The sequence below is a fragment of the Mediterraneibacter faecis genome (assembly GCF_055383675.1).
The window spans coordinates 598,110-620,735 of record NZ_AP043803.1; the positions used below are offsets into that span (position 1 = coordinate 598,110).

The 22,626-nt window shown below is 40.4% G+C and carries 19 protein-coding genes and 2 pseudogenes; 15 read left to right on the forward strand and 6 right to left on the reverse strand.

What is annotated here, in order from left to right; all coding sequences use genetic code 11:
* Positions 1 to 99 precede the first annotated feature (99 nt).
* Entirely contained in the window at positions 100 to 708 is a 609-nt protein-coding gene (rbr, locus tag ACZ47Z_RS02895; RefSeq protein ID WP_054753190.1) for a rubrerythrin, read from the forward strand.
* A 115-nt stretch (positions 709 to 823) separates the two neighbouring features.
* Here rbr and ACZ47Z_RS02900 read toward each other — a convergent pair whose 3' ends face one another.
* Positions 824 to 1,717 (reverse strand): DegV family protein, encoded by an 894-nt coding sequence (locus ACZ47Z_RS02900; protein ID WP_117915883.1) that lies wholly within the window; start codon positions 1,715 to 1,717, stop codon positions 824 to 826.
* Between the two features lie 490 nt (positions 1,718 to 2,207).
* Between ACZ47Z_RS02900 and ACZ47Z_RS02905 the strand changes: the two genes are divergently transcribed.
* The gene (locus ACZ47Z_RS02905; protein WP_054753194.1) at positions 2,208 to 4,142 is read left to right on the forward strand and encodes a bifunctional metallophosphatase/5'-nucleotidase; all 1,935 of its coding nucleotides are present in this window, start codon (positions 2,208 to 2,210) and stop codon (positions 4,140 to 4,142) included.
* A gap of 84 nt (positions 4,143 to 4,226) precedes the next feature.
* Here ACZ47Z_RS02905 and ACZ47Z_RS02910 read toward each other — a convergent pair whose 3' ends face one another.
* Positions 4,227 to 5,105: an AraC family transcriptional regulator gene (locus ACZ47Z_RS02910; protein ID WP_464525854.1), complete on the reverse strand. Its 879-nt coding sequence runs from the start codon at positions 5,103 to 5,105 to the stop codon at positions 4,227 to 4,229.
* Between the two features lie 166 nt (positions 5,106 to 5,271).
* Between ACZ47Z_RS02910 and ACZ47Z_RS02915 the strand changes: the two genes are divergently transcribed.
* The 6 genes and pseudogenes from ACZ47Z_RS02915 to ACZ47Z_RS02940 all read left to right on the forward strand — a co-directional run.
* Positions 5,272 to 6,954, forward strand: coding sequence for an alpha-glucosidase (locus ACZ47Z_RS02915; protein WP_464525855.1), 1,683 nt, complete (start codon positions 5,272 to 5,274; stop codon positions 6,952 to 6,954).
* Between the two features lie 58 nt (positions 6,955 to 7,012).
* Positions 7,013 to 8,815: a S8 family peptidase gene (locus ACZ47Z_RS02920; RefSeq protein ID WP_464525856.1), complete on the forward strand. Its 1,803-nt coding sequence runs from the start codon at positions 7,013 to 7,015 to the stop codon at positions 8,813 to 8,815.
* A gap of 77 nt (positions 8,816 to 8,892) precedes the next feature.
* The gene (locus tag ACZ47Z_RS02925) at positions 8,893 to 9,099 is read left to right on the forward strand and encodes a helix-turn-helix domain-containing protein (RefSeq protein ID WP_054753198.1); all 207 of its coding nucleotides are present in this window, start codon (positions 8,893 to 8,895) and stop codon (positions 9,097 to 9,099) included.
* The gene (locus ACZ47Z_RS02930; protein WP_117827324.1) at positions 9,089 to 9,946 is read left to right on the forward strand and encodes a KilA-N domain-containing protein; all 858 of its coding nucleotides are present in this window, start codon (positions 9,089 to 9,091) and stop codon (positions 9,944 to 9,946) included. The genes ACZ47Z_RS02925 and ACZ47Z_RS02930 overlap by 11 nt, the downstream gene beginning before the upstream one ends.
* 558 nt (positions 9,947 to 10,504) lie before the next feature.
* Positions 10,505 to 10,642 carry a hypothetical protein gene (locus ACZ47Z_RS02935; protein WP_181986626.1) on the forward strand — a complete coding sequence of 46 codons (138 nt, stop codon included), beginning with the start codon at positions 10,505 to 10,507 and terminating at the stop codon, positions 10,640 to 10,642.
* Positions 10,642 to 10,722 (forward strand): annotated as a pseudogene (locus ACZ47Z_RS02940) (SEC-C metal-binding domain-containing protein); the annotation flags it as partial. The gene ACZ47Z_RS02935 and the pseudogene ACZ47Z_RS02940, both read left to right, overlap by 1 nt.
* A gap of 261 nt (positions 10,723 to 10,983) precedes the next feature.
* Here the strand turns inward: ACZ47Z_RS02940 and ACZ47Z_RS02945 are convergent.
* Positions 10,984 to 11,331 carry a helix-turn-helix domain-containing protein gene (locus ACZ47Z_RS02945; protein ID WP_464525857.1) on the reverse strand — a complete coding sequence of 116 codons (348 nt, stop codon included), beginning with the start codon at positions 11,329 to 11,331 and terminating at the stop codon, positions 10,984 to 10,986.
* 171 nt (positions 11,332 to 11,502) lie between these two features.
* On the opposite strand from ACZ47Z_RS02945, the gene ACZ47Z_RS02950 reads away from it, so the two are divergent.
* The 5 genes from ACZ47Z_RS02950 to ACZ47Z_RS02970 all read left to right on the forward strand — a co-directional run bounded on the left by ACZ47Z_RS02950 (position 11,503) and on the right by ACZ47Z_RS02970 (position 16,965).
* The gene (locus ACZ47Z_RS02950; protein WP_117541094.1) at positions 11,503 to 12,498 is read left to right on the forward strand and encodes an asparaginase; all 996 of its coding nucleotides are present in this window, start codon (positions 11,503 to 11,505) and stop codon (positions 12,496 to 12,498) included.
* Positions 12,499 to 13,169: 671 nt separating this feature from the next.
* Positions 13,170 to 14,624, forward strand: a complete 1,455-nt coding sequence (locus tag ACZ47Z_RS02955) for an FAD-dependent oxidoreductase (protein WP_464525858.1) — start codon at positions 13,170 to 13,172, stop codon at positions 14,622 to 14,624.
* Between the two features lie 18 nt (positions 14,625 to 14,642).
* A complete protein-coding gene (locus ACZ47Z_RS02960) occupies positions 14,643 to 15,908 on the forward strand; it encodes an NAD(P)/FAD-dependent oxidoreductase (RefSeq protein WP_464525859.1) in 1,266 nt (421 codons plus the stop codon).
* Between the two features lie 4 nt (positions 15,909 to 15,912).
* Positions 15,913 to 16,281 (forward strand): DUF1667 domain-containing protein, encoded by a 369-nt coding sequence (locus tag ACZ47Z_RS02965; protein ID WP_054753212.1) that lies wholly within the window; start codon positions 15,913 to 15,915, stop codon positions 16,279 to 16,281.
* A gap of 117 nt (positions 16,282 to 16,398) precedes the next feature.
* Entirely contained in the window at positions 16,399 to 16,965 is a 567-nt protein-coding gene (locus tag ACZ47Z_RS02970) for a glycerol-3-phosphate responsive antiterminator (protein ID WP_464525860.1), read from the forward strand.
* A gap of 4 nt (positions 16,966 to 16,969) precedes the next feature.
* On the opposite strand, the gene ACZ47Z_RS02975 is transcribed toward ACZ47Z_RS02970, so the two are convergent.
* From ACZ47Z_RS02975 to ACZ47Z_RS02985, 3 genes are all read right to left on the reverse strand, one after another.
* On the reverse strand, positions 16,970 to 17,638 hold the full coding sequence (locus ACZ47Z_RS02975; protein ID WP_464525861.1) for a restriction endonuclease: 669 nt from the start codon (positions 17,636 to 17,638) through the stop codon (positions 16,970 to 16,972).
* A 326-nt stretch (positions 17,639 to 17,964) separates the two neighbouring features.
* On the reverse strand, positions 17,965 to 19,962 hold the full coding sequence (locus ACZ47Z_RS02980) for an oleate hydratase (protein WP_464525862.1): 1,998 nt from the start codon (positions 19,960 to 19,962) through the stop codon (positions 17,965 to 17,967).
* 261 nt (positions 19,963 to 20,223) lie between these two features.
* The gene (locus ACZ47Z_RS02985) at positions 20,224 to 20,799 is read right to left on the reverse strand and encodes a TetR/AcrR family transcriptional regulator (protein ID WP_464525863.1); all 576 of its coding nucleotides are present in this window, start codon (positions 20,797 to 20,799) and stop codon (positions 20,224 to 20,226) included.
* Between the two features lie 306 nt (positions 20,800 to 21,105).
* On the opposite strand from ACZ47Z_RS02985, the gene tnpA reads away from it, so the two are divergent.
* Together tnpA and ACZ47Z_RS02995 are read left to right on the forward strand one after the other, a co-directional pair.
* On the forward strand, positions 21,106 to 21,513 hold the full coding sequence (tnpA, locus tag ACZ47Z_RS02990) for an IS200/IS605 family transposase (protein WP_464526041.1): 408 nt from the start codon (positions 21,106 to 21,108) through the stop codon (positions 21,511 to 21,513).
* A pseudogene (locus ACZ47Z_RS02995) lies at positions 21,510 to 22,613 on the forward strand (RNA-guided endonuclease TnpB family protein). The gene tnpA and the pseudogene ACZ47Z_RS02995 overlap by 4 nt, the downstream one beginning before the upstream one ends.
* Positions 22,614 to 22,626 lie beyond the last annotated feature (13 nt).

The following is a 22,626-nucleotide window of genomic DNA, read 5'->3' on the forward strand; positions in this document are numbered from 1 at the left end:
AGGACGGGTGAATGAAAAAAACAGTCATGACATATACTGATTTGGATGAATTTAGCTTTTAGAAAAGAGTAGAAGATCTGAAGAAAGGAAGTATATGACATGGCTGGTTTATTTTCAGAAAGCAAGACAAAACAAAATCTGATGCGTGCGTTCGCAGGAGAGGGACAGGCGCGAAACCGTTATACATTTGCGGCGGAGCAGGCACGGAAAGAAGGAAAACCTGCAATTGCAGACATTTTCTTATACACAGCAGATCAGGAGCGGGCACATGCGGGAAGATACTATGAATTGTTAAAAGAAGCATCAGGAACGAATATCTTTATTGATGGAAGTTATCCGGTAGATGAGACGAAGACTCTGGTTCAGCTGTTGCGTGCGTCAGAACATAATGAGCAGGAAGAGGCAGAGGATGTGTATCCGGCATTTGCAGATGTAGCGAAACAGGAAGGATTCTTTGAGGTAGCAGCAACATTTCAGCAGATTGCAGAGATAGAAGCAGCACATAGCCAAAGATTCCGTAAGATTGCAGACAGCCTGGAGAATAATACGTTTTATATGTGTGAAAATGCGGATGGAACAAAAAAATGGATCTGTACAAATTGCGGTCACATCTACGAAGGGAAAGAAGCACCCGCATTATGTCCGGTATGTAAGCACCCACAGGGATATTTTCTTCCTGGTTTTCTTGATTTGCACATTGGATTTTAGGCAATGAGGCATTTCAGAAGTTTTTGAAAAAACGGGCAGATTTATAAATGAAGAGGAACAGCAGGTGGCATGTGTATTGCCAATGGGCTTGTTCCTCTTTTATTATCTACATACTTTATGAAAGTTCCCTGTCCTTCCCAATAAAGAAAAGTGCAATCGTATCCGGTCCGACATGGCTTCCGGTACAGAAATCATAAGAAGTATTTATAAAATCACGCACTTTGATTTTCTGTTGGATCTTGTCCATGATGTAAAGCGAATCTTCATATGCATCTGCATGTGCGATTCCGAGAATCTGCTTTTCTGGCTCTACAATGTTGTCACAGACCAGATTGACCAGTTCGTTCAGTGCGGATTTACGTCCGCGACAGTTCTTGTAAGAAACGATATAACCATCTTTGTTTCCACGTAAGATTGGTTTGATCTTAAGAACATTTCCGATGGTGGCAACGCTTCCTTTGATTCTTCCGGTGCGGGAAAGATATTTTAAATCCCCGACAGTGAAGACTCCGTTCATTTTTCCAACATAATATTCCAGAGTATCAGCGACCTCATCCACAGACATTCCTTTGGTACGCATCTCGCTTGCATAGACGGCAAGGATTCCCTGGGCAAGTGAGGCATTGAGAGAGTCGACCAGACGAATCTTGTGTTTCTCTCCGAATTCATCTAACAGCTCTTCCGAAGCTAATCTTGCGGAATTGTAAGTACCACTGATATTTTTACTCAGTGAGAAATATAATACATCCTGGTCTGCTTCGAGTGCGCTTCGAAATGCTTCCTCAAAGGCAGCAGTGCTGATCAGTCCGGTTTTGATTTCGCAGCCCCTGCTCATGGCCTGATAGTATTCGGTTCCTTTCTGACGTTCTTCCTCTGGTGAAAGATCCGGGTCAAAACAGGTAATCTCTTTGCCGTCAACAAGATTGACGAAAGAAATCACGTTAATATCGTATTGTTTTGCAGTTACAGCCGGCAGATTGGCTGCCGAGTCAACAAAAATCTGAAACATAGTATCTTTATCCTTTTATCCCTGTTTATTTTTGCAGTAAAAAATCTTAGAGCAATAATATAAATTCTAACACTGAATGCAAAGGAATGCAATTAAGAGAAAATAAAATCGATTTGCCTTAGTCTAGTAATAAAATTATAAAATTTTAGAAAAATAATAGAATCTATAAAAGTTAATAGAATGCAAAAAACAATAAAACTCATATAGTTTTTACATTGCGATGCAAAAACTATTGAATATTATTGCTTTTTACATTATCATAGGTGAGACGATGTGGAAAATCAATACTATTGGAGATTTATCAAGATTATCTAAAACAGCATGGCGTGGACGAAGAGCAGAATATTGCAATTAATTTTGAAGATCTTGATTATGAGGAACTGACAGAATATAAGTAACTACAGCGACTATATGTAGTCGCTGAAATAAATACCGTAGTTTCGGGGCTTTCAGCCCAGTGACCACGAGTTTTGAGAGGAGAAAAGAACTTATGAAAAGAGGAAAAAAGATTCTGGCGCTCTTTCTGATCATTACAATGCTCCTTCCATTTGTAATGAATATTCCAGCAGAAGCGGCAGAAAAAAGCAAACAGTTAGATGTATTGTTTACGCATGACACACACTCTCATTTAAACAGCTTTTCAACAATTGTAGATGGAGAACAGAAAGAAGTCGGCGGATTTGCGAAGCTAAAGACTCTGATTGACGAGAAGAAGAAAGAGAATCCAGATACACTGATACTGGACGGCGGTGATTTTTCAATGGGGACGCTGATCCAGACAGTTTATGATACCGAAGCAGCGGAACTTAGGATGCTGGGATATCTCGGATGTGATGTGTCAACTTTTGGAAATCATGAGTATGATTATCGTTCCAAGGGACTGGCAGACATGCTGACAGCGGCGAAGAATTCCGGCGAGACGGTACCGAGTCTTGTCGTGTGTAATGTTGATTGGGACAGCATGGAAATGAACGGATTGAGTGAAGGTCAGAAACAGATTCAGTCAGCATTTGAAAACTATGGTGTGAAGAATTATGTTGTTGTGCAAAAAGGTGATGTAAAAATTGCTGTAGTAGGTGTATTTGGAGTAGATGCCTTAAAATGTGCACCGACTTGCGAATTATTATTTAAAGATCCGGTTGAGTCAGTCAAGAAAACGGTAGAAGAGATTAAGAAGAATGAAAAGGTAGATATGATTGCCTGTGTGTCTCACAGCGGAACCTGGGAGGACGAGAAAAAATCAGAAGATGAGATCCTTGCAAAAGAAGTACCGGATCTTGATCTGATCATCAGCGGACATACACATTCCGAGTTAAAAGAGCCTATTCAGCACGGAAATACTTACATTGTATCCTGTGGAGAATACGCAAGAAATCTTGGATCACTTTCCATGACACAGAAACAGGATGGTCGTTGGGAGATGACTTCCTATGAGTTGATTCCGGTATCTGAAGATATTGAGCCGGATCAGGCGACACAAGAGCGGATCGATGCGCTGATGGATACAGTAGATACTAATTATCTGACGAATTTCGGATATACAAGAGATGAAGTTCTTGCCGAGAATGATGTCGAATTCAACAGTCTCGAAGAAATGGAGGCGAAGCATGAAGAACTGAATCTTGGAGATATTATGTCTGATTCGTATATCTATTCTGTAGAGCATTCAGAAGACTATAATGGAACGCCGGTGGATGTAGCTGTTGTTCCAAGCGGCTGTGTGCGCGACACATATACGAAAGGAAATATCACTGTAGAAGATGTATATAATTCATTTTCACTTGGAATAGGAAAAGACGGACTGGCAGGATATCCGTTGATTGATGTTTATCTGACTGGTAAAGAATTGAAACTGGCAGCAGAAGTAGACGCTTCGGTTTCCGATTTTATGACAACTGCAAGATTATATTGCAGCGGGCTGAATTTCACATTCAATCCGCATCGAATGATCTTGAATAAAGTAACAGACTGTTATCTGACAAGAGAAGATGGAGAGCAAATCGAGATCCAGGATGACCAGTTATACCGAGTTGTGACAGATCTTTATACCGGACAGATGCTTGGCTCTGTAATGGAAATGTCTTATGGTCTGTTGAAGATCGAGCCGAAGGATAAGGATGGTAATCCGATCGAGAATCTGGAAGATCAGGCAATCATGGAAGGCGATAAGGAACTGAAAGCATGGGATGCGATCGCAAGATATATGAAGTCTTTTGATGATACAGATGGCAACGGCATTTCAAATGTGCCGGAGTATTATGAGACGACACATGGACGTAAAGTTGTAGATGAAAGCAGAAAGGTGATCGATCTCGTGAAGAATCCGAATAAGTTTTCAGTGATGATCGTTGGTATCGTTCTGGTTCTTATTCTGATCATTATTCTGTTGGTAGTATTGATTCGAAAGTTAATCAAGAAGAGATGAAGAAAGAAAAAATAGAAGATTGAATTTATAGGAGCAGCGGCTGAAAATGGAAGTTTCGGCCGCTGCTTTTCTTAAAGCAAAACATTAATTCAGTCTTTTGATAAAAGATAATGGTGTCATGTGATATTTGGCTTTAAAGGCTCTGTGAAAATAAGAAAGATTATGAAAGCCAACGGAGAGTGAGACTTCCAGGATGGAAGTTTCTCCATGTTCAAATAATTCTACTGCTTTTTCGAGCCGGACATTATTAATATATTGGATGCAGGTCATGTTCATATGCTTTTTGAAAAAACGCATAAAATGATATTCACTGAAATAGCAAAGCTCTGCAAGTTCAGAAATTGTGAGAGGCTCAGCATAGTGGAGATCGATATAATCGAGTACATTTTTCAGCTTATCTGAAGAAGCAGAAATAGTTGCAGACTCCGTGGTGCTATATTGAAGTAGGAGAAACAGTGCCTGCAATAGGACTGATTTCAGGGCAATTTCATATCCAAATGTTTGTTCCGTATAGAGTGAAGCCATTTTTATAAAGCATTCATGAAGAGAATGATGTGCAGGGTGTGTGGATGAAATATGATAAGGCAAGGTCAATTCATGATTTATCATAGGTGTAAGATAACGGGTGGAGCATATATCTGTTGCATTTCCCCCTAAAAAGTTAACATGAAACACATAGGTTTCTGAGCAGAAATTATCAGTTCCATTCAGGCGGATCGAATGTAAAAGCAGTGGTGGAATGAATAACAGATCACCTTCATTTACTTCATACTCGACTAAATCAATTTGATAAATACAGGAACCTTTTGTTATCAAAGTGAGTTCTGCTTCTTCGTGCCAGTGAGTCATAATGACCGGGGAATTTAAGTTAAGTTTTGTAATATATTTTTGGATCGGAAAGAATACTTCTCCATGTTTTGCATTTTCTTTTTGCTCTAATATGAGTGAATGTGGAACGTTCATTCGGATCTCCTTCTAAAATAGCAGTATTGTGTTATATAATGAAAAAATAATGCAAGAATTCATACGAATACAATCATATAATAGCAGTATAATACAGAAGATGGGAACTGGCAATACGGTTACATCAGTGAGTGGCAAATAAAATGATATGAAAGAGGATGATAATATGGAAAAAAAGTGGTGGCATGACAAGGTAGCATATCAGATATATCCGAAGAGTTTTCTTGATACAAATGGAGATGGAATCGGAGATTTGAGAGGTATCATATCGAAACTGGATTATTTAAAAAAGCTTGGAATTGATATTATATGGTTATCACCGATCTATAAATCACCATTTGTAGATCAGGGCTATGACATTGCAGATTATTATGCAATTGCCGAAGAATTTGGAACGATGGAAGAATTTGATGAATTGCTGGCGGAAGCGAAAAAGCGAAACATGCATATTATCATGGATCTGGTAATTAATCATTGTTCTGACAAACATGAATGGTTTCAGAAAGCATTAGCGGATCCGGAAGGAGAATATGCAGATTACTTCTATTTCCGAGAAGGAAAGAATGGAAATCCACCGAGTAATTATCGTTCATATTTTGGCGGAAGCTGCTGGGAACCGGTGCCGGGAACGGATAAATATTATTTTCATATGTTCGCAAAGGAACAGCCTGATCTGAACTGGGAGAATCCGAAATTAAGACAGAAACTCTATGATATGATCAACTGGTGGCTGGAAAAGGGACTTTCCGGTTTTCGAATCGATGCGATCATTAATATCAAGAAAGATCTGAAATTTCCTGATTTTGAACCGGACGGGGCAGATGGCATGGCCGGCTGCTGGAAAATGGTTGAAAGTGTAGATGGTGTTGGAGAACTTCTGGAAGACTTAAAGAAAAATACATTCCAAAAATACGATGCATTTACAGTAGGAGAGGTCTTCAATATGAAAGCGGATGAATTACCGGAATTTATTGGAGAAAACGGACATTTCTCAACAATATTTGACTTTAGTGCACATTGCCTCAGCGATGGAGAACATGGATGGTATGATGCTCCGAAGATGGAATTTTCTAAATGGAGAAAAGCAATCTTTCAGTCTCAGATAGAAACACAGAAGTATGGATTTAAAGCAAATATTATAGAGAATCATGACGAACCGAGAGGTGTGTCAAGATTTCTTCCGGCTTATGCCCAGACTCCGGAGGGAACGAAGATGCTTGCTACGGTCAATCTTCTTCTCAGAGGAATTCCTTTCATTTATCAGGGACAGGAAATAGGCATGAAAAATGCGAAGTGGAACAGCATTGACGAATTCGATGATATCAGTACAAAAGACCAGTATCATATTGCCCGTGAAGCCGGATTATCTGACCGGGAAGCAATGGAAGTTTGTAATCGGATGAGCCGTGACAATGCGAGAACACCGATGCAATGGACAAGTGAGGAAAATGCCGGGTTTACAAAAGGAACTGCATGGTTAAAGATAAATCCTGATTACAAAGAGATCAATGTCGAAGATCAGGAAAACAATCCGGATTCTGTTCTGAATTACTATCGGAAGTTAATTGCATTGCGCAAATCAGATGAATTTAAAAATGTATTTACTTATGGAGAATTCATTCCGGAATATGAAGAAATGGATCATATCCAGGCATTTTATCGAAAAGACGCAGCGAAATGGATTCTTGTTGCAGCTAATTTCGGAACAGATGCAGCAGGCATTGAGTTAAAAGGTGATGTGAAAAAGGTATTGTTGTCGAACCAGAAGGACGAGACAGTAGATTATACAAAGAACAGGCTGAATCTGAAAAGCTGTGAGGTGGTTGTCTTAGAGATGGAAATGGAATAATCAGCTGAATTACTTCATAAAACATAGAAATAAGAGATGAAGTAAGGTTGCAGTTTTCATGAGCCAGAAAATAGAAAATCAATTGAATCTTGCATTAGATATCACAGAAGAAGAACGTCAGAAAAGCGAGAGTCTGGATATCGGGTATGATCTGGAAGAAAAAGAATGGGAATTGATCGTGAAGTATTCCGAGACGTTAGAGCGAGTAAGAACACGAGCTGTTTATGTGACGGAACTGACAGGTGGATATGCCATTATCCAAATAAAAGAAAGTCAGATAAAAGAACTGGCAGCATTTCCAGAAGTAGAATTTATAGAAAAACCGAAAAGTTTATATTTTCAAGTAGAGAATGGAAGGCGTGTGTCCTGTATTGATGAAGTACAGGCTGCGCCTTCTTTTTCTTCGATTGGGCAAGAGGGGTTAGAGGATAATCAGCAGAAAAAACAGTCGTTTCCACTGCTGGGAAAGGGCGTATTGATCGGAATTGTAGACAGTGGGATTGATTATGAAAATCCTGATTTTAGAAATGCAGATGGAACGACAAGAATTCTTGCTTTATGGGATCAGACGATACAAAACGGTAAACCGCCGGAAGGATATCATATCGGAACAGAGTTCACTTCAGAACAGATAAATGAAGCACTACGCATGGAAGTCAGGGAAGAAAGGTATCGTATTGTACCAAGCCGTGATACCAGTGGACATGGAACAGCAGTAGCCGGGATTGCGGCTGGAAATGGAAGAGGTAGTAAGAATGGAAAATATCGAGGAGCTGCACCCGAAGCAGATCTGCTGATTGTAAAGATGGGGGGAGCAGGGGAAACAGGATTCCCAAGAACTACCCAGCTGATGCGAGGTGTGGATTATATCGTAAGAAAAGCGGAAGAGTTAAAAAAGCCGGTGGCGATCAATATCAGTTTTGGGAATACATATGGTTCCCATGATGGAACAAGTCTTTTGGAAAGATATTTGAATACAGTATCTGAACGTTGGAAGAATGTGATTTGTGTAGGAAGCGGAAATGAAGGAACGACAGCGGGACATGCGGCAGGTGAATATAGAAAAGGAGTGATGACAGAAGTTCAACTTGCAGTACAGCAGAGGGAGAAGTCATTCAGTCTGCAAATTTGGAAATCCTATGTCGATGAAGTCACAATTACAATTGTCGATCCATCCGGAAATCATTCCGGCAGACTGGAAGAAAAAGAAGGAACACAAAGAATACAGATTGGTGAAACAGAACTCCTGGTTTACTATGGAGAGCCAAAACCATATAGTGTTCGTCAGGAAATTTATATTAGTTTTCTACCACAAAATGAATTTGTCACAGCCGGAGTGTGGAAAATACAGATGATGCCAGGACAGGTTGTGGATAAGTTGTGGCAAATGTGGCTTCCGGTACAGAATGCACTTAATATCGGCACTGCATTTTTAAAGCCAGACAGTTCCACAACACTTACGATACCTTCTACTGCATCGCTTGTTATTACTGTGGCAGCGTATAATGCATTGACCTTTTCCTATGCAGACTTCTCCGGACGAGGACCGACACAGATATATGAGGGGGAAAATGCGAACAAACCTGATCTGGCAGCTCCGGGTGTGAGGGTAATGGCTCCGGTAGCAGGCGGAGGATATGCAGAGTTCACAGGAACTTCATTTGCAACGCCCTTTGCTACAGGAAGCGCGGCACTTTTGATGGAGTGGGGGATTGTGAAAGGGAATGATCCGTATCTGTATGGAGAGAAAGTGAAAGCATATTTGCGGAGAGGGGCGAGACAGATTCCGGGGTATGAGAGGTGGCCGAATGGGGAGTTGGGGTATGGAAGATTATGCCTTTCAGAGAGCATACCAAAATGAAGATGATAGATGTTGTAATAAATGAAAAAATATGTTACGATACATACACAATGTGTAAATGAAAAAGGGGAGAGAAAATGGAAATAAAAGATAAAATAAAAGAATTACGAGAAAGTACCGGAATGAACAGAAAGGAATTTTGTAAATATTTTGAAATCCCATACAGAACAGTAACAGAGTGGGAACGAGGAACCAGAAAGATGCCGGATTATGTATTACGTTTACTGGCGTATAAAGTAAAGATGGATGATCTTATTGTAAAGGAAGATGTGAATGAAGAATAAAGTAATTGAAGTACAAAATGTGCATATTTCAATTTCGAAACAGAAGTTAGATGATTACATTTGCATTACAGATATTGCTAAGGCTAAATCAGATTCTGTCAGGGCAGCAGATGTGGTAAGAAATTGGTTAAGAAATCGTGGTACTTTGGAATATTTGTCTGTATGGGAACAGATATATAATCCCAATTTTAAAGTGTTCGAATCCGAACACTTTAAAAAGCAAGCAGGGTTATTGACTTTTACACCTAGTGTTTCGGAATGGGTAAATGAAACAAATGCCATTGGATTATATGTGAAACGTGGAAAATATGGTGGCACATATGCACACAAAGATATTGCATTTGAATTTGCATCTGCAATCAGTCCGGTATTTAAACTATATCTGATAAAAGAATTTCAACGGTTAAAGGAAGAAGAAAACAATTCTGAACAAAAGGAATGGGATGCAAAACGTTTTTTAAGTAAAAATAATTATCTGATCCAGACGGATGCTGTAAAAAGATACTTGCTTCCTCAAATGAATTACAGAGAAAACCTTCAATGGCTGGCATATGCGGAAGAAGCAGACATATTAAATGTAGCATTATTTGGATTTACGGCGAAAGCATGGAGAGAGGCAAATCCTGAACTTGCAAAGAAAAACAATGTCAGAGATTTTGCAACAATTAATGAATTAACAGTTCTATCCAATCTGGAATCACATAATGCACAGATGCTGCGTGAAGGAAAAGAAAAAGGAGAAAGATTCAAAATATTACAAGAGATTGCTGAATATCAGCTGAATGTCTTGAATGCAGCTGAAGAGATCAAAATGATAGAGAGTGATGGAGCACTGTCAGAGGTATGAACCACCGGGTGAGTATTTTGTAAAATGTTTTGCTTATGTAGCTTATTTTATAAAGGTTGAATTGTCATTGCCATTACCATTGCCAATGGCGATGATAACGGCAATGAAAGTGGCGATAATATGACAATGACGTTACATCCTCCCCACTGATTTTGTGACAACAATATAACGTCCTCTGTTCCAAAACAACGATTTTATGGGAAAATCGAAGGAAAAAAGGTCAAAAAGTTTGTAGCAATGACTTGACATCCTCGGGGGTATTATGCCTTTCAGAGAGCATACCAAAGTAACTGCCTTTTTGTGAAAAAATAGTTGAATTAAAGTGCCTTTTATGTATATGCTGATATGGGTAGGGAAAAGTTATATTGCAGATACAGGACTTTTGGTGGCACATTATTTTATGGATGATAAATTTACAGATAACGAGTTATACAGATAAGAGAAAATAATCCGCCTGTAACAAAGGAATCTTATGACAAACTAATCGATGCAGGATATTCTGCGAGAGAGGCGAAAGAAAAAATAGGTGCGATTGTAATAGAAGAAATTTATGATGTAATGAAAGAAAATCAGCCCTATGATGAAAAAAGATATACGCAGGCGTTACGGAACATGGTACAGCAGTGTATAGACTATGAAGATACACATGAAATTCTGACAGAATGGGACGAATGGGGATTCAGCAGCCGATTGTAAAAGAGAAGAAAGTGTATCCAAATGATCCCTGTCCATGTGGCAGTGGAAAAAAATATAAGAAATGCTGTGGAAGAAAAAGTAAGTGGAGAATATTTCAGCTGGGAAAGTTTTTTTGCAGCAGTTTTAATAGAAGAGACAAAAGACAGTTATATGGCATATACAAAACGAAAAATAAATCCGGCCTATTTAGACAAAACAATGAGTGGAGCTATTTTAAAACAGATGGGTAAAATTAAGCGAGAAGAAATGATAAATGATAGGAAAATCATATTAAAATTAGTGGGAATTAAAGAACAGTTTGTTTTAATGGAAATATTTTATATAAAAAACAAACTGTTTTTTTATCCCCTTTTTTCTTTGCGGTTCAGTTCTCTTGCATAAGCCAGGATCCGGTCTTTTATGTCGTGATTTTGCTGAAGAGTTTCTACCAGAGAATATAACTCCGGAGATTCGGAACGTGAAATAACGATATAATCACAATTCACGACATCTGAAGTTCCATATAAAAAGTCAATATTGCAATGAAAAATCTGAGCAATATAAGATACTGACGGATAAGAGGGTTCGCGTTCTCCTTTTTCATAGCGGCCGTAGGTCATGGCGGAAATATTAAGTTGGCGGGCGGCCTCGGCTTTGCTGATATTCATAGATGTTCTTAATTGAATTAAACGGTCAGGACGAAATTTCACTGTGATCACCTCTTGATCATAACCATTGGTTATGATATTGTAAAGTATAAGTGTAACCTATGGTTATTATAAGAATTATGTGCAAATAAAGCAAGAAAAATAAAGAGTATAACAGTTAATCAGGGGAATTGTTTATAGTGATGATTATACAGAAATAAGGAGTGGAAAACAATGAAGAAAATCTTATTTGTTGCAACCGGTGGTACGATTGCATCGAAAAAAACAGAAAATGGTCTGACTCCGCAGATCACGCCGGAAGAATTGATATCTTATATCCCGGAGGTGGAGAAGATTTGTGAGATTACAGCCGTGCAGCCCTTTAATCTGGACAGCTCCAATGTAGTGCCGGAAAACTGGAGCATGCTGGTAAAGGTTATACGGGAACATTATGATGCATTTGATGGATTTATCATAGCGCATGGCACCGATACGATGGCCTATACGGCGGCTGCACTTTCCTATATGATTCAGAATTCGCCGAAGCCCATTGTCATCACCGGTGCACAGCGTCCGATCAATCTGGATATTACCGATGCCAAAACAAATCTTTCGGACAGCTTTTACTATGCCTGTGACGATGCTTCCCAGGGGGTACAGATCGTGTTTGACGGAAAGGTGATCGCGGGAACACGAGCAAAAAAAGTGCGGACCAAGAGCTATAACGCGTTTTCCAGTATTGATTTTCCGTATCTGGCTGTGATACAGGATCGCCGGATTCTGCGGTATCTGCCGATGCTGCCATATGAAAAACCGGTGCGGTTTTATGAGAAGTTAAGTGATAGTGTTTTCTTATTAAAATTAATCCCTGGTATTCAGCCGGTGCTTCTTCCGGTAATTTTCGAACATTACGATGCGATTATCGTGGAGAGTTTTGGCGTCGGTGGGATTCCGTCCAGTATCAAGGATATGTTTTATGAACTTTGTCAGAAATATCCGGAAAAAATGATCGTCCTGTGCACGCAGGTTGCCCATGAGGGAAGTGATATGACGGTTTATGAAGTTGGACATGAAATGAAAAAACTGTGCAATGTACTGGAGTCTTACGATATGACACCGGAGGCGGTTGCAGCGAAGACCATGTGGCTGCTGGGAAATCGGCCGATGGACCATGAAAGCAGAGAAAAAGCATTTTATAAGCCGGTGAATTATGATACGGTGTGGTCATGATCTGTGAACCGGTAGATACCGCAGATACATCAGCAGAAGATGCAAACTTACCAACAATAAGCAAATCTACTGCACTGTACATAGCCTGTAGAAAGAGTGCCAGCAATACAGGAACTGCAAACAGAAGTAACGGCTGCATGATTTTTCCTTCGGTAAATGATGTGTTTTTTTCCATGTACTGAAATTCCTCCTTGTATAATTGATTTTGTTGAAAATTCAGTCGAATCAGGCAGATAACAAAAAAGCTGAATAAGAAAGCGGACATTTCAGTCTGCCATCTTATCCAGCTATTGTTTCTGATCGAACAAATCACCCTCCGATGAACAAAACGATTATATACTACATATTTTTGAATGTCAATTATGATTTTTATATGATCATCTGAAATAACATAACCAGTGTTACTGTTCACTCCCGTGTCAATCACTCCGCTGATTGACACGGAGGATGCATGTTTTGGCTTGAATGCATCTCGCCCCATCGTGTGAACAGTAACTATACTGATGTTCATAGGTAACTCTGAGTATATTTGGGATTGATTCTTCTGAAAAATGTGCTAGAATAAAGAAAAGACGAATATTAGATACCAGAGATTTGAGCAAGGTAGATGAAACGACAGGTAGTCGTTTTATTTGCCTTGCTCTTTTGTGTGATAAAGGAGAGGAATGGATATGTTTGATGTTGTTATTATTGGTGCAGGAGTGACAGGCAGCGCGATTGCCAGAGAGGTTTCCAGATATAAGTTGAATACGTGTGTGATTGAAAAGGAAGAGGATGTCTGTAATGAGACATCCAAGGCAAACAGTGCGATCATCCATGCAGGATTTGATGCAGTTCCGGGAACGATGAAGGCAAAGTTAAATGTGATGGGAAATGCGATGATGGACACAATAGCAGAAGAGCTTGACATTCCATTTAAGAGAAACGGCTCTTTGGTCGTATGTACGAAAGAGCAGGATCCGGAAGGACTTCAGGTTTTAATGGAGAGAGGTAAGAAAAATGGAGTTCCTGGACTTCAGATTTTAGACAGAGAGGCGCTGATCGAGAAAGAGTCGAACCTGGCAGATGATGTGACCTGTGCGTTGTGGGCGCCTACCGGAGGAATTGTCTGTCCGTTCCATATGACAATGGGATATGCGGAAAATGCATACGAAAACGGTGTTCAGTTTTTCCTGAATACGAAAGTTGAAAAACTGGAAAAGACAGGAGAAGGATTTAGAGTTCAGGTTCATCACGCAGATACCTGTGTTGATGAGACAATCGAGACAAAACTTATTATTAATGCAGCAGGAGTTTATGCTGATGAGATCAATAATCAGCTTTCAGACAGAAAGCTTCATATCACAGCCCGTAAAGGGGAATACATGCTTTTGGATAAGACAGTTGGAGATTATGTGAAGAGTACAATCTTCCAGCTTCCGTCGAAAATGGGAAAGGGAGTACTGGTCACACCGACAGTTCACGGCAATCTGCTTGTAGGTCCTACAGCAGTAAATGTAGAAGACAAGGGTGCAGTAAATACGACAATGAATGGCTTGGACCAGATTGCAAGAGTTTCCGCTCATAGTGTTAAGAATGTTCCGCTTCGTCAGGTGATTACTTCATTTGCCGGTCTTCGTGCACATGAGGACGGGGATGACTTTGTGATCGGAGAATCAGAGGATGTAAAAGGACTGATCAATGCAGCAGGTATTGAATCTCCGGGGCTTTCTTCAGCACCGGCAATCGGTGTTACGGTTGCAGAACTTGTGAGAGATCTTCTGAATGCAGAAGAAAAGTCTGATTTTAATCCTGTGAGACATGGGATTTTAGATCCGGATACGCTTTCTCTGGAAGAGAGAAATCAGCTGATCAAAGAAAATCCGGCTTATGGAAATATTATCTGCCGTTGTGAGATGATTACAGAAGGAGAAATCCTGGATGCAATTCACCGTCCGCTTGGTGCACGCTCTCTGGATGGAGTGAAGCGCCGGACAAGAGCCGGCATGGGGCGTTGCCAATCAGGCTTCTGTTCCCCGAAGGTTATGGAGATTTTGGAAAGAGAAGTCCCAATGCGGGTAGATCAGATTGGAAAAAACGGCGTTGGATCAGAATTTATCGTAGGTGAAAATAAGGAATTATCGTAAAACTGGAGGGTGAATAGAATGAAAACATATGATTTGATCATAATCGGCGGAGGTCCGGCAGGACTTGCGGCAGCAGTCGCAGCGAAGGATAACGGGATAGATAATATATTGATTTTAGAAAGAGATAAAAGTCTCGGCGGCATTTTACAGCAGTGTATTCATAATGGATTCGGTCTGCATACATTTAAAGAAGAACTGACAGGACCTGAGTATGCAGCACGTTTTATTGAGCAGGTAGAAGAATGCGGTATTGAATATAAATTAAATACAATGGTCATGGATATTTCTCCGGAAAAGGTAGTGACAGCTACAAATCGCGAGGACGGAATTCTACTCCTTCAGGCGAAGGCAGTAATTCTGGCAATGGGATGCAGAGAGCGTTCCAGAGGAGCTTTAAATATTCCTGGATATCGTCCGGCCGGAATTTATTCTGCCGGAACGGCACAGCATTTGGTAAATATGGAAGGGCTTATGCCGGGAAAAGAAGTTGTGATCCTTGGATCCGGTGACATCGGTCTGATCATGGCGAGACGTATGACACTTGAAGGGGCGAAGGTTAAAGTGGTTGCAGAGCTGATGCCTTATTCCGGTGGATTGAAGAGAAATATTGTACAGTGTCTGGATGACTTTGAGATTCCGCTGAAGCTGAGTCATACAGTGATCGATATAGAAGGAAAGCATCGTGTAGAAGCTGTTACGATCGCAGAAGTCGGACCGGACCGCAAGCCGATTCCGGGAACAGAGGAAAGATATACTTGTGATACATTACTCTTATCCTGTGGACTTCTTCCGGAAAATGAACTTTCAAAAAGCGCAGGAGTAGAACTTTCACAGGTTACTTCAGGTCCGGTCGTAAATGATTCGCTGGAAACAAGTGTGGACGGCATCTTCGCATGTGGAAATGTATTGCATGTGCATGATCTTGTGGATTTTGTATCTCAGGAGGCAGCGGCAGCCGGAAAGAACGCAGCCACTTATATAAAGGCAGGAGAAAAGGATGTGCAGGCAGAAATGCTTCCGATTTCTCCGGAAGGCGGAGTGCGCTACACAGTACCATCCTTTGTAAGACCTTCCGAAATGGAAGAGAATCTGACTGTTCGTTTCCGTGTCGGAGATGTATTTAAGAATAAGGCGATTGCACTGTATTTTGATGATCGGCTGATTGGTAAGAAGAAACGTCAGGTGATGGCACCGGGTGAGATGGAGCAGGTAATCCTGAAGAAAAAGAAACTGGAAGAATACCCGGAGACAAAGAAGATTACGATTCGGATCGAGGAGGCATAAGAAAATGAGTGAGAGAGAATTAATCTGTATCGGATGCCCGATGGGATGTCCGATCGTTGTAAAAATGGAATATGGAAAAGTTACATCGGTTACGGGAAATACGTGTCCACGTGGAGAGGCGTATGCAAGAAAGGAAGTAACTGATCCAACACGTATTGTAACGACTACAGTTCGTGTCGCAGACGGAAAAGTACCAATGATCAATGTGAAGACAGAGCATGACATTCCAAAAGATAAGATTTTTGACTGTGTCGCAGCGCTTCGCGGCGTAACGATCAAAGCTCCGGTTCACATTGGAGATATTGTGTTGGAAAATGTGGCAGGTACAGGTGTAAATATCGTAGCTGCCGGAAATGTGGATGCAGTACACTAGACGATTGTGAAGGAGATATAGTATAATTTATGAAACAGATGCCAGATACAAGTACTGTTGTTCACAGTTTCTGTGTCTGGCATTCATTTGATCTTGGCGAAACAAAGGAGAATTGAAATGAATTATAAATTTCTGGATGCGTTGGAGGTATCCCCTGTGATTGCAGCGGTAAAAGATGATGAAGGAGTAGATGCCTGTTTGAAAAGTGAAAGCCAGGTTGTATTTATTTTATATGGAGACATCTGTACAATTCCGGAGATTGTTTCTAAAGTAAAAGCAGCAGGAAAACTGGCGGTAGTACATCTAGACCTGATCCATGGACTGGCATCGAAGAATATCGCTGCAGATTTTATCGAAAAATATACAGAAGCAGATGGTGTGATCTCTACAAAACCGACAATTATCCATCGAGCGAAAGAACTTGGAATGCTCACGGTATTGCGTGTATTTTTGATTGATTCTATGGCTTATGAAAATGTGAAAACACAGGTAACGGCAGCAAAGCCGGATGTGGTAGAGGTTCTTCCGGGAATGATGCCGAAGGTGATCGGAAATATCTGTAAAGATCTTCCGGTACCTGTGATCGCCGGAGGAATGATCCGGGAGAAGGAAGATGTAATGGCGCTTCTTAAGGCAGGAGTAACCAGTGTATCGTCTACGAATCCGGAAATCTGGTTTGAATAAGCTTTTATTTTTTCATCTTCTTTAATTTCAGCCACCCGGCATGAAGCATGTATACAACTGCAGGAATTAAGGAGAGCAGTTGTGTGTATGTATAATCTGTTGCCAGAGATACAGGTGAAAGCGCAACATGGAACGCAAGGAAGATGAAAGCTCCGGCGGTAATCAGATTACAAAGGAGATACTTCCAGCCGAAGATTCCTAAAGCAGAGGCTGTCAGGAGTGCCACCAGCGATATCGTATCAAGTGAAACCGGCAAATGAATAAAATCATACTTTGCAGAAAAAAGTGTCAGGATCGCGTAAAGGAAAAGAAGCAGGTTCAATAATCCCATGATCTTGAACAATAAACTGTAAAAAGGTGTGACCGGGCAATCCGGCCACAATTCTACATCCAGTTTTTCAGCAAGTTCAATCGCGGAGCGGGTGAATGTTGTGTTTGTCATTACGATGACCTTGTCACAGTCATAAAAATTTGCACCGGCATAAGCTTCCTGGACTGCTTTGTTACCAACGGGATACGTGTAGTATTTACACTGTATCCCGTATTTTTTTCTGTGTTTAAAGGCAATGATGTCAACGCCTTGATCTCCGGAACTTTTAGTAACTTCTATTTTGGAAAAATGTTTTCGTTTTAGTATGATCGCACACTGTTCTTCGAACTGATATCCATCCATGTGTTGCTGTTTCTCCTATATGCTGTCTGAAATCATGATGTTGGGGTCAAAAGGTATTTTGACCCCTATGATACACGGATTGCTTCGCATTTCATGCTCTCGCAATCCTAAAACACCTCAAATCCGCTCATTTTTCTACGAAAAATGGCTACTTTTCGGTGTTTTGCGGGTCAATAAGTCATGCTTTTTCATGCAAGCAAGAAACGCATGACCTTTTGACCCTTGTATCAAATCATTTAAGTAAGAAGAATGCCGGGAGGCATTCTTCTTACGTGATCAGGTAGAAATAGAATAGCATATTTCAGAGAAAAGAACAAGTGTTCTTTTCACATTCCGTCCTTCAGTACATTGTGATCACGCAGTACCTTTTCAATTACATTTCCTTTTACGAGCTTCAGAAGCGGTTTCTTCAGTGCGTTCAGCGGTCCAGGCAGCTGGATCTCAAGTGGAGATTTTCCGTCCATAAGTTTTACAGAGCTGTCGAGAAGCTCGCGGATATCATAAACACTTCCCCATACTTCAGGCACACCACGGTCTACTTTGAGAAGTCCATAAACAGCTTCCATAGCAGTACGTACAGAATACTCTGTTGTGAAAACAGTATCTCTTGGAGTTTCAGCAAACTGTCCGAGGAAAGCGAAGTTGACACATCCATCCGGAATAACATCCGGGCGGTCACCTTTTGTACGTGGCATGAAGAATGCTGTGATGTAAGGCATCATTGTCGGTACACAGATTGCACTGTTTTCTGCCAGATCCATGATCTGATCTTCCGGAACACCAAGGTGATAGAGCCATTCTGCTGTGATTTCTTTTCCGGTACAGTCTTTCATAGGCTTCTTGATATAGTCACCAGGCACATCAGTAAATAATCCATAAACCCAGACACATACCTTATCTTTATCCTGGTCTTTGAACTGTCCCTGACGATTGATCGTCCAGCTTAACAGCCAGCTAGAATCCTGGCAGCTGACGATACCGCCGGTTACAACATTTCCGGTGCGAGGGTCACGTTTGCAAATGTCTGTGATATAAGGAATGATCTTGTCATCCAGAGTTGTAACTGTTGCAGATTCCCAGTTTGTCTTGGAAATGTCGGAACAGAATTTTTCCGGATGTCCGAAGGATGGATCCTGACGGGCAATGTTTTTCCAAAGGTTCCATACACCGCTTGTACGGACTTCGGCATCCCCGTTTGGTGCATGGTTCTGATCTCCGTAAATGGTTCCCTCTGTACAGCTTCCGTTTGTGACAAATACGAGGTCGTTTTCTGTCAGGACGATACCTCTTTCCTGTCCGTTTACTTTACATTCAATTGCAGATGCAATCTTTTTGTCTCCTTCGAATTTGAATACAACATTTGTGACTTCTGTATTGAACTGGAAGTCCACACCGGCATCTTCGAGGTATCTCTGCATCGGAAGAATGAGGGATTCATACTGATTATATTTGGTAAATTTCAATGCACTGAAATCAGGCAGTCCGGCAATATGGTGGATAAATCTCTGGAAATATAATTTCATTTCCAAAGCACTGTGCCAGTTTTCAAATGCAAACATTGTTCTCCAATAGAGCCAGAAAGTAGAATCAAATACTTCTTCGTCAAAGACATCTTCGATGGTTTTATCGTAGAGATCTTCGTCTTTTGTCATGAAGAGTTTCATGATTTCCATACAGCCCTTCTGACTGAGGTTGAATTTTCCGTCTGTATGTGCGTCTTTGCCACGATTTACAGTTGCACGGCAAAGGGAATAGTTCGGGTCATGTTTATTGAGCCAGTAATATTCATCAAGTACAGAAACACCAGGTGTCTCGATGGATGGAATGCTGCGGAAGAGATCCCACAGACATTCGAAATGATTTTCCATCTCACGTCCACCGCGCATTACATAACCTCGGGAAGTATCATAGATTCCGTCACATGCACCACCGGCAATATCCATTGCTTCTAAAATGTGGATCTGGCATCCAGGCATCTGTGCATCACGGACAAGGAAACATGCCGCTGCCAAAGAGGCAAGTCCGCTTCCTACGATGTAAGCATTTTTCTGATCTACACCTTCCGGTTTCTCCGGATGTGCAAATGCTTCGTAGTTTCCGTTGGAATAATAGATGCCTTTGCTGTTGCGGTCATATTTTCCGCGTTCAGTGTTACGATAGTTATCTGGAACGGAAGAATCGGCAACAGTACTCTTCTTAAAAATAGAATTACCGGATTCTGAATTACCAGATTCTTTTTTTGCCTTCTGTGCGAGATAAATTGCAGTTCCTGTTCCTGCTGCTACTGCAGAGATTACAGCAAGTTTAGATTTCTTATTTGACATAATAAAACCACCTTTCTGAAAAAACGGATTCATGTCTCGTTTTGAGATCATCTCATCATAATTACTCTAAATAACGAGATATGAAGTATAGTTGTTATAGTTATAGTATGGACATTTTTGAAGATTTTCAATTTACAAAAAGAGGCAAGTGATAAAAAACTTATCATTTGCCCAGTTTTGTAAAGCGTCATAGTTGGAGCTTTAGCCCTCAACATCTATATTTACTTATGAGATACTTATCGGAATTATCATATATGGAGATTATGAATTCTCTTTTTCTGAAAGTGATGAGAAATTTTCAATTGAATGCGTAAGGCTTCCGTGGATGGTAATACTGATCTTATGTGCCAGATCGACATAATCGTCTTTCATTCCCTGTTTGATCCAGTCGAGCATAAGACCGACAAAGCTGTATTTATAAAAATCGGCAATAAAGCGCCGGTCTTCTTCAGAAATACTGGTGTCTTCTGCTTTTTCCTCTACAACATTCATCAGTAAATCGGAAGTCAGATGAAAAAGGAAACTTTCAATCTGATCCCGGTTGATGCAGCGGTAAGCATTTAATATAAATGGCTTATTTTCATACACAGCATCAAAAATCTGTACCAGTCCTTCAGACCAGGTGTCGTAAGTTTTTTTGCCGGCAAGAGCGCGGGTTGCATCTTCCAGGCAGGACCATTCGACCAGATCATAAATATCTTTAAAGTGATAGTAGAAAGCCATACGGCTGATGCCGCAGTCTTCGGTTAAATCGCGGATGGTTATTTTATCGAGAGGTTTCTCGAGCATTAGTTTTTTCAGAGATTCTTCTAGAATATGTTTTGTCTTGTTTATCATAGAGGGATTCTCCGTTTGTTACAAAATTAAGTGTGACTATAATTTATAGTATTGCATTTTCCCCGGCAGATAGCAAGTAGTACTATTAAAAAAATCTTTTTCCAAAATTCTTTGGTGATGTATTTTTTTATGGGAAAACAACGGAGATTCTGTTATAATCTTTAACATAATATAGCAAGAATTCTCCTTCCTCAGCAGGTGGGAGATGAATTGCACAAAATAAAAAGAACATTTGTTCGGTAATGGGTTCCGTGGTATAATAGAGTCAGTCGAAAACATAGATTATTAGAGAGAGGACTGATTTGCATAGAAAAAATAGATCATAATGCATATTCAGTGTATCTGATGTATTATCATCTGATCATGGTAGTAAAATATCGAAGGAAAGTCATTGATAATCCAATTTCAGAAAGAGCAAAAGAGATATGGGAACATATTGCTCAACGGTATGGGGGTGTGCTGGAAGAATGGAATCATGACATTGATCATGTGCATGTAATGTTCCGTGCGCAGCTGAGAACGGAAGTTAGTAAATTTATCAATGCTTATAAAAGTGCCAGTAGCAGACTATTGAAAAAGGAGTATCCGGAAATCAGGGAAAAACTTTGGAAAGAAGCCTTTTGGAGTCAGAGCTTCTGTCTGTTAACAGCTGGAGGCGCCCCAGTAGAAGTAATCCGTCAATACATTGAAACCCAGGGAGAGAAAAAGTATTGAACATAGCATATCGTTTCCGAATTTATCCGACAGAAGAACAGAAGATACTTCTTGGCAAAACATTTGGCTGTTGTCGCTTTTTGTATAATCAGATGCTTAATGATAAGATCCAGGAGTATGAAAAGACAAAGAAAATGTTAAAAAACACACCAGCCATGTATAAAAGGGAATATCCGTTTTTGAAAGAAGTAGATTCGCTAGCATTGGCAAATGTCCAGCTTCATCTGGAAAAGGCATATAAGAATTTTTTCCGAGATCCCAAGATTGGATTTCCGAAGTTCAAGTCAAAACATCATTCCAGAAACAGTTATACAACGAATGTGGTCAATGGAAATATCCTGGTGGAAAGTAAGCGAATCCGGCTTCCTAAATTAAAATGGATTGCCATGAAAAAACACAGGGAGCCAGCAAAAGGCCTTCGCCTGAAATCAGTGACAGTCAGTATGGAACCATCCGGCAAATACTTTGCAAGCTTGTTGTATGAAGGGGACAGTTGTGAAAACCAAGCAGCTGAACCAGATTACAGTACTGCAAAGATACTTGGAATTGATTACGCAATGCAGGGGATGGCGGTGTTTTCAGAAGAGATTGAGATGGAAGAAGCAGGATTTTTTAGAAAAAACGAAAAAAGACTGGTGAGGGAGCAACGAAAGTTGTCAAGATGCGTACGAGGAAGTCATAATTATGAACTGCAGAAAAAGAAAGTTGCCAGATGTCATGAAAAGATACGAAATCAGCGAAGAGATTATCTGCACAAGCTAAGCTGAAAAATTGTAGACAGTTATGATGCAGTTGCAGTGGAAGATATCGATATGAAAGCAATGGGTCAGTGCCTGCATTTCGGAAAAAGTGTACATGATAATGGATATGGAATGTTCAGGGAAATGTTAGACTATAAACTGGCGTGGAAAGGAAAGAAAATAGTAAAGGTAGACCGTTTCTTTCCTTCCAGTAAAAAATGCTGTCAATGTGGAAGGATAAAGAAAGAACTGAAATTATCCGAAAGAGTCTATCACTGTGTATGTGGAAATGAGATGGACAGAGATCGTAATGCAGCAATCAACATCCGTGAAGAGGCAAGAAGGATGTTGATTGCATAAACTGTTCGTATCT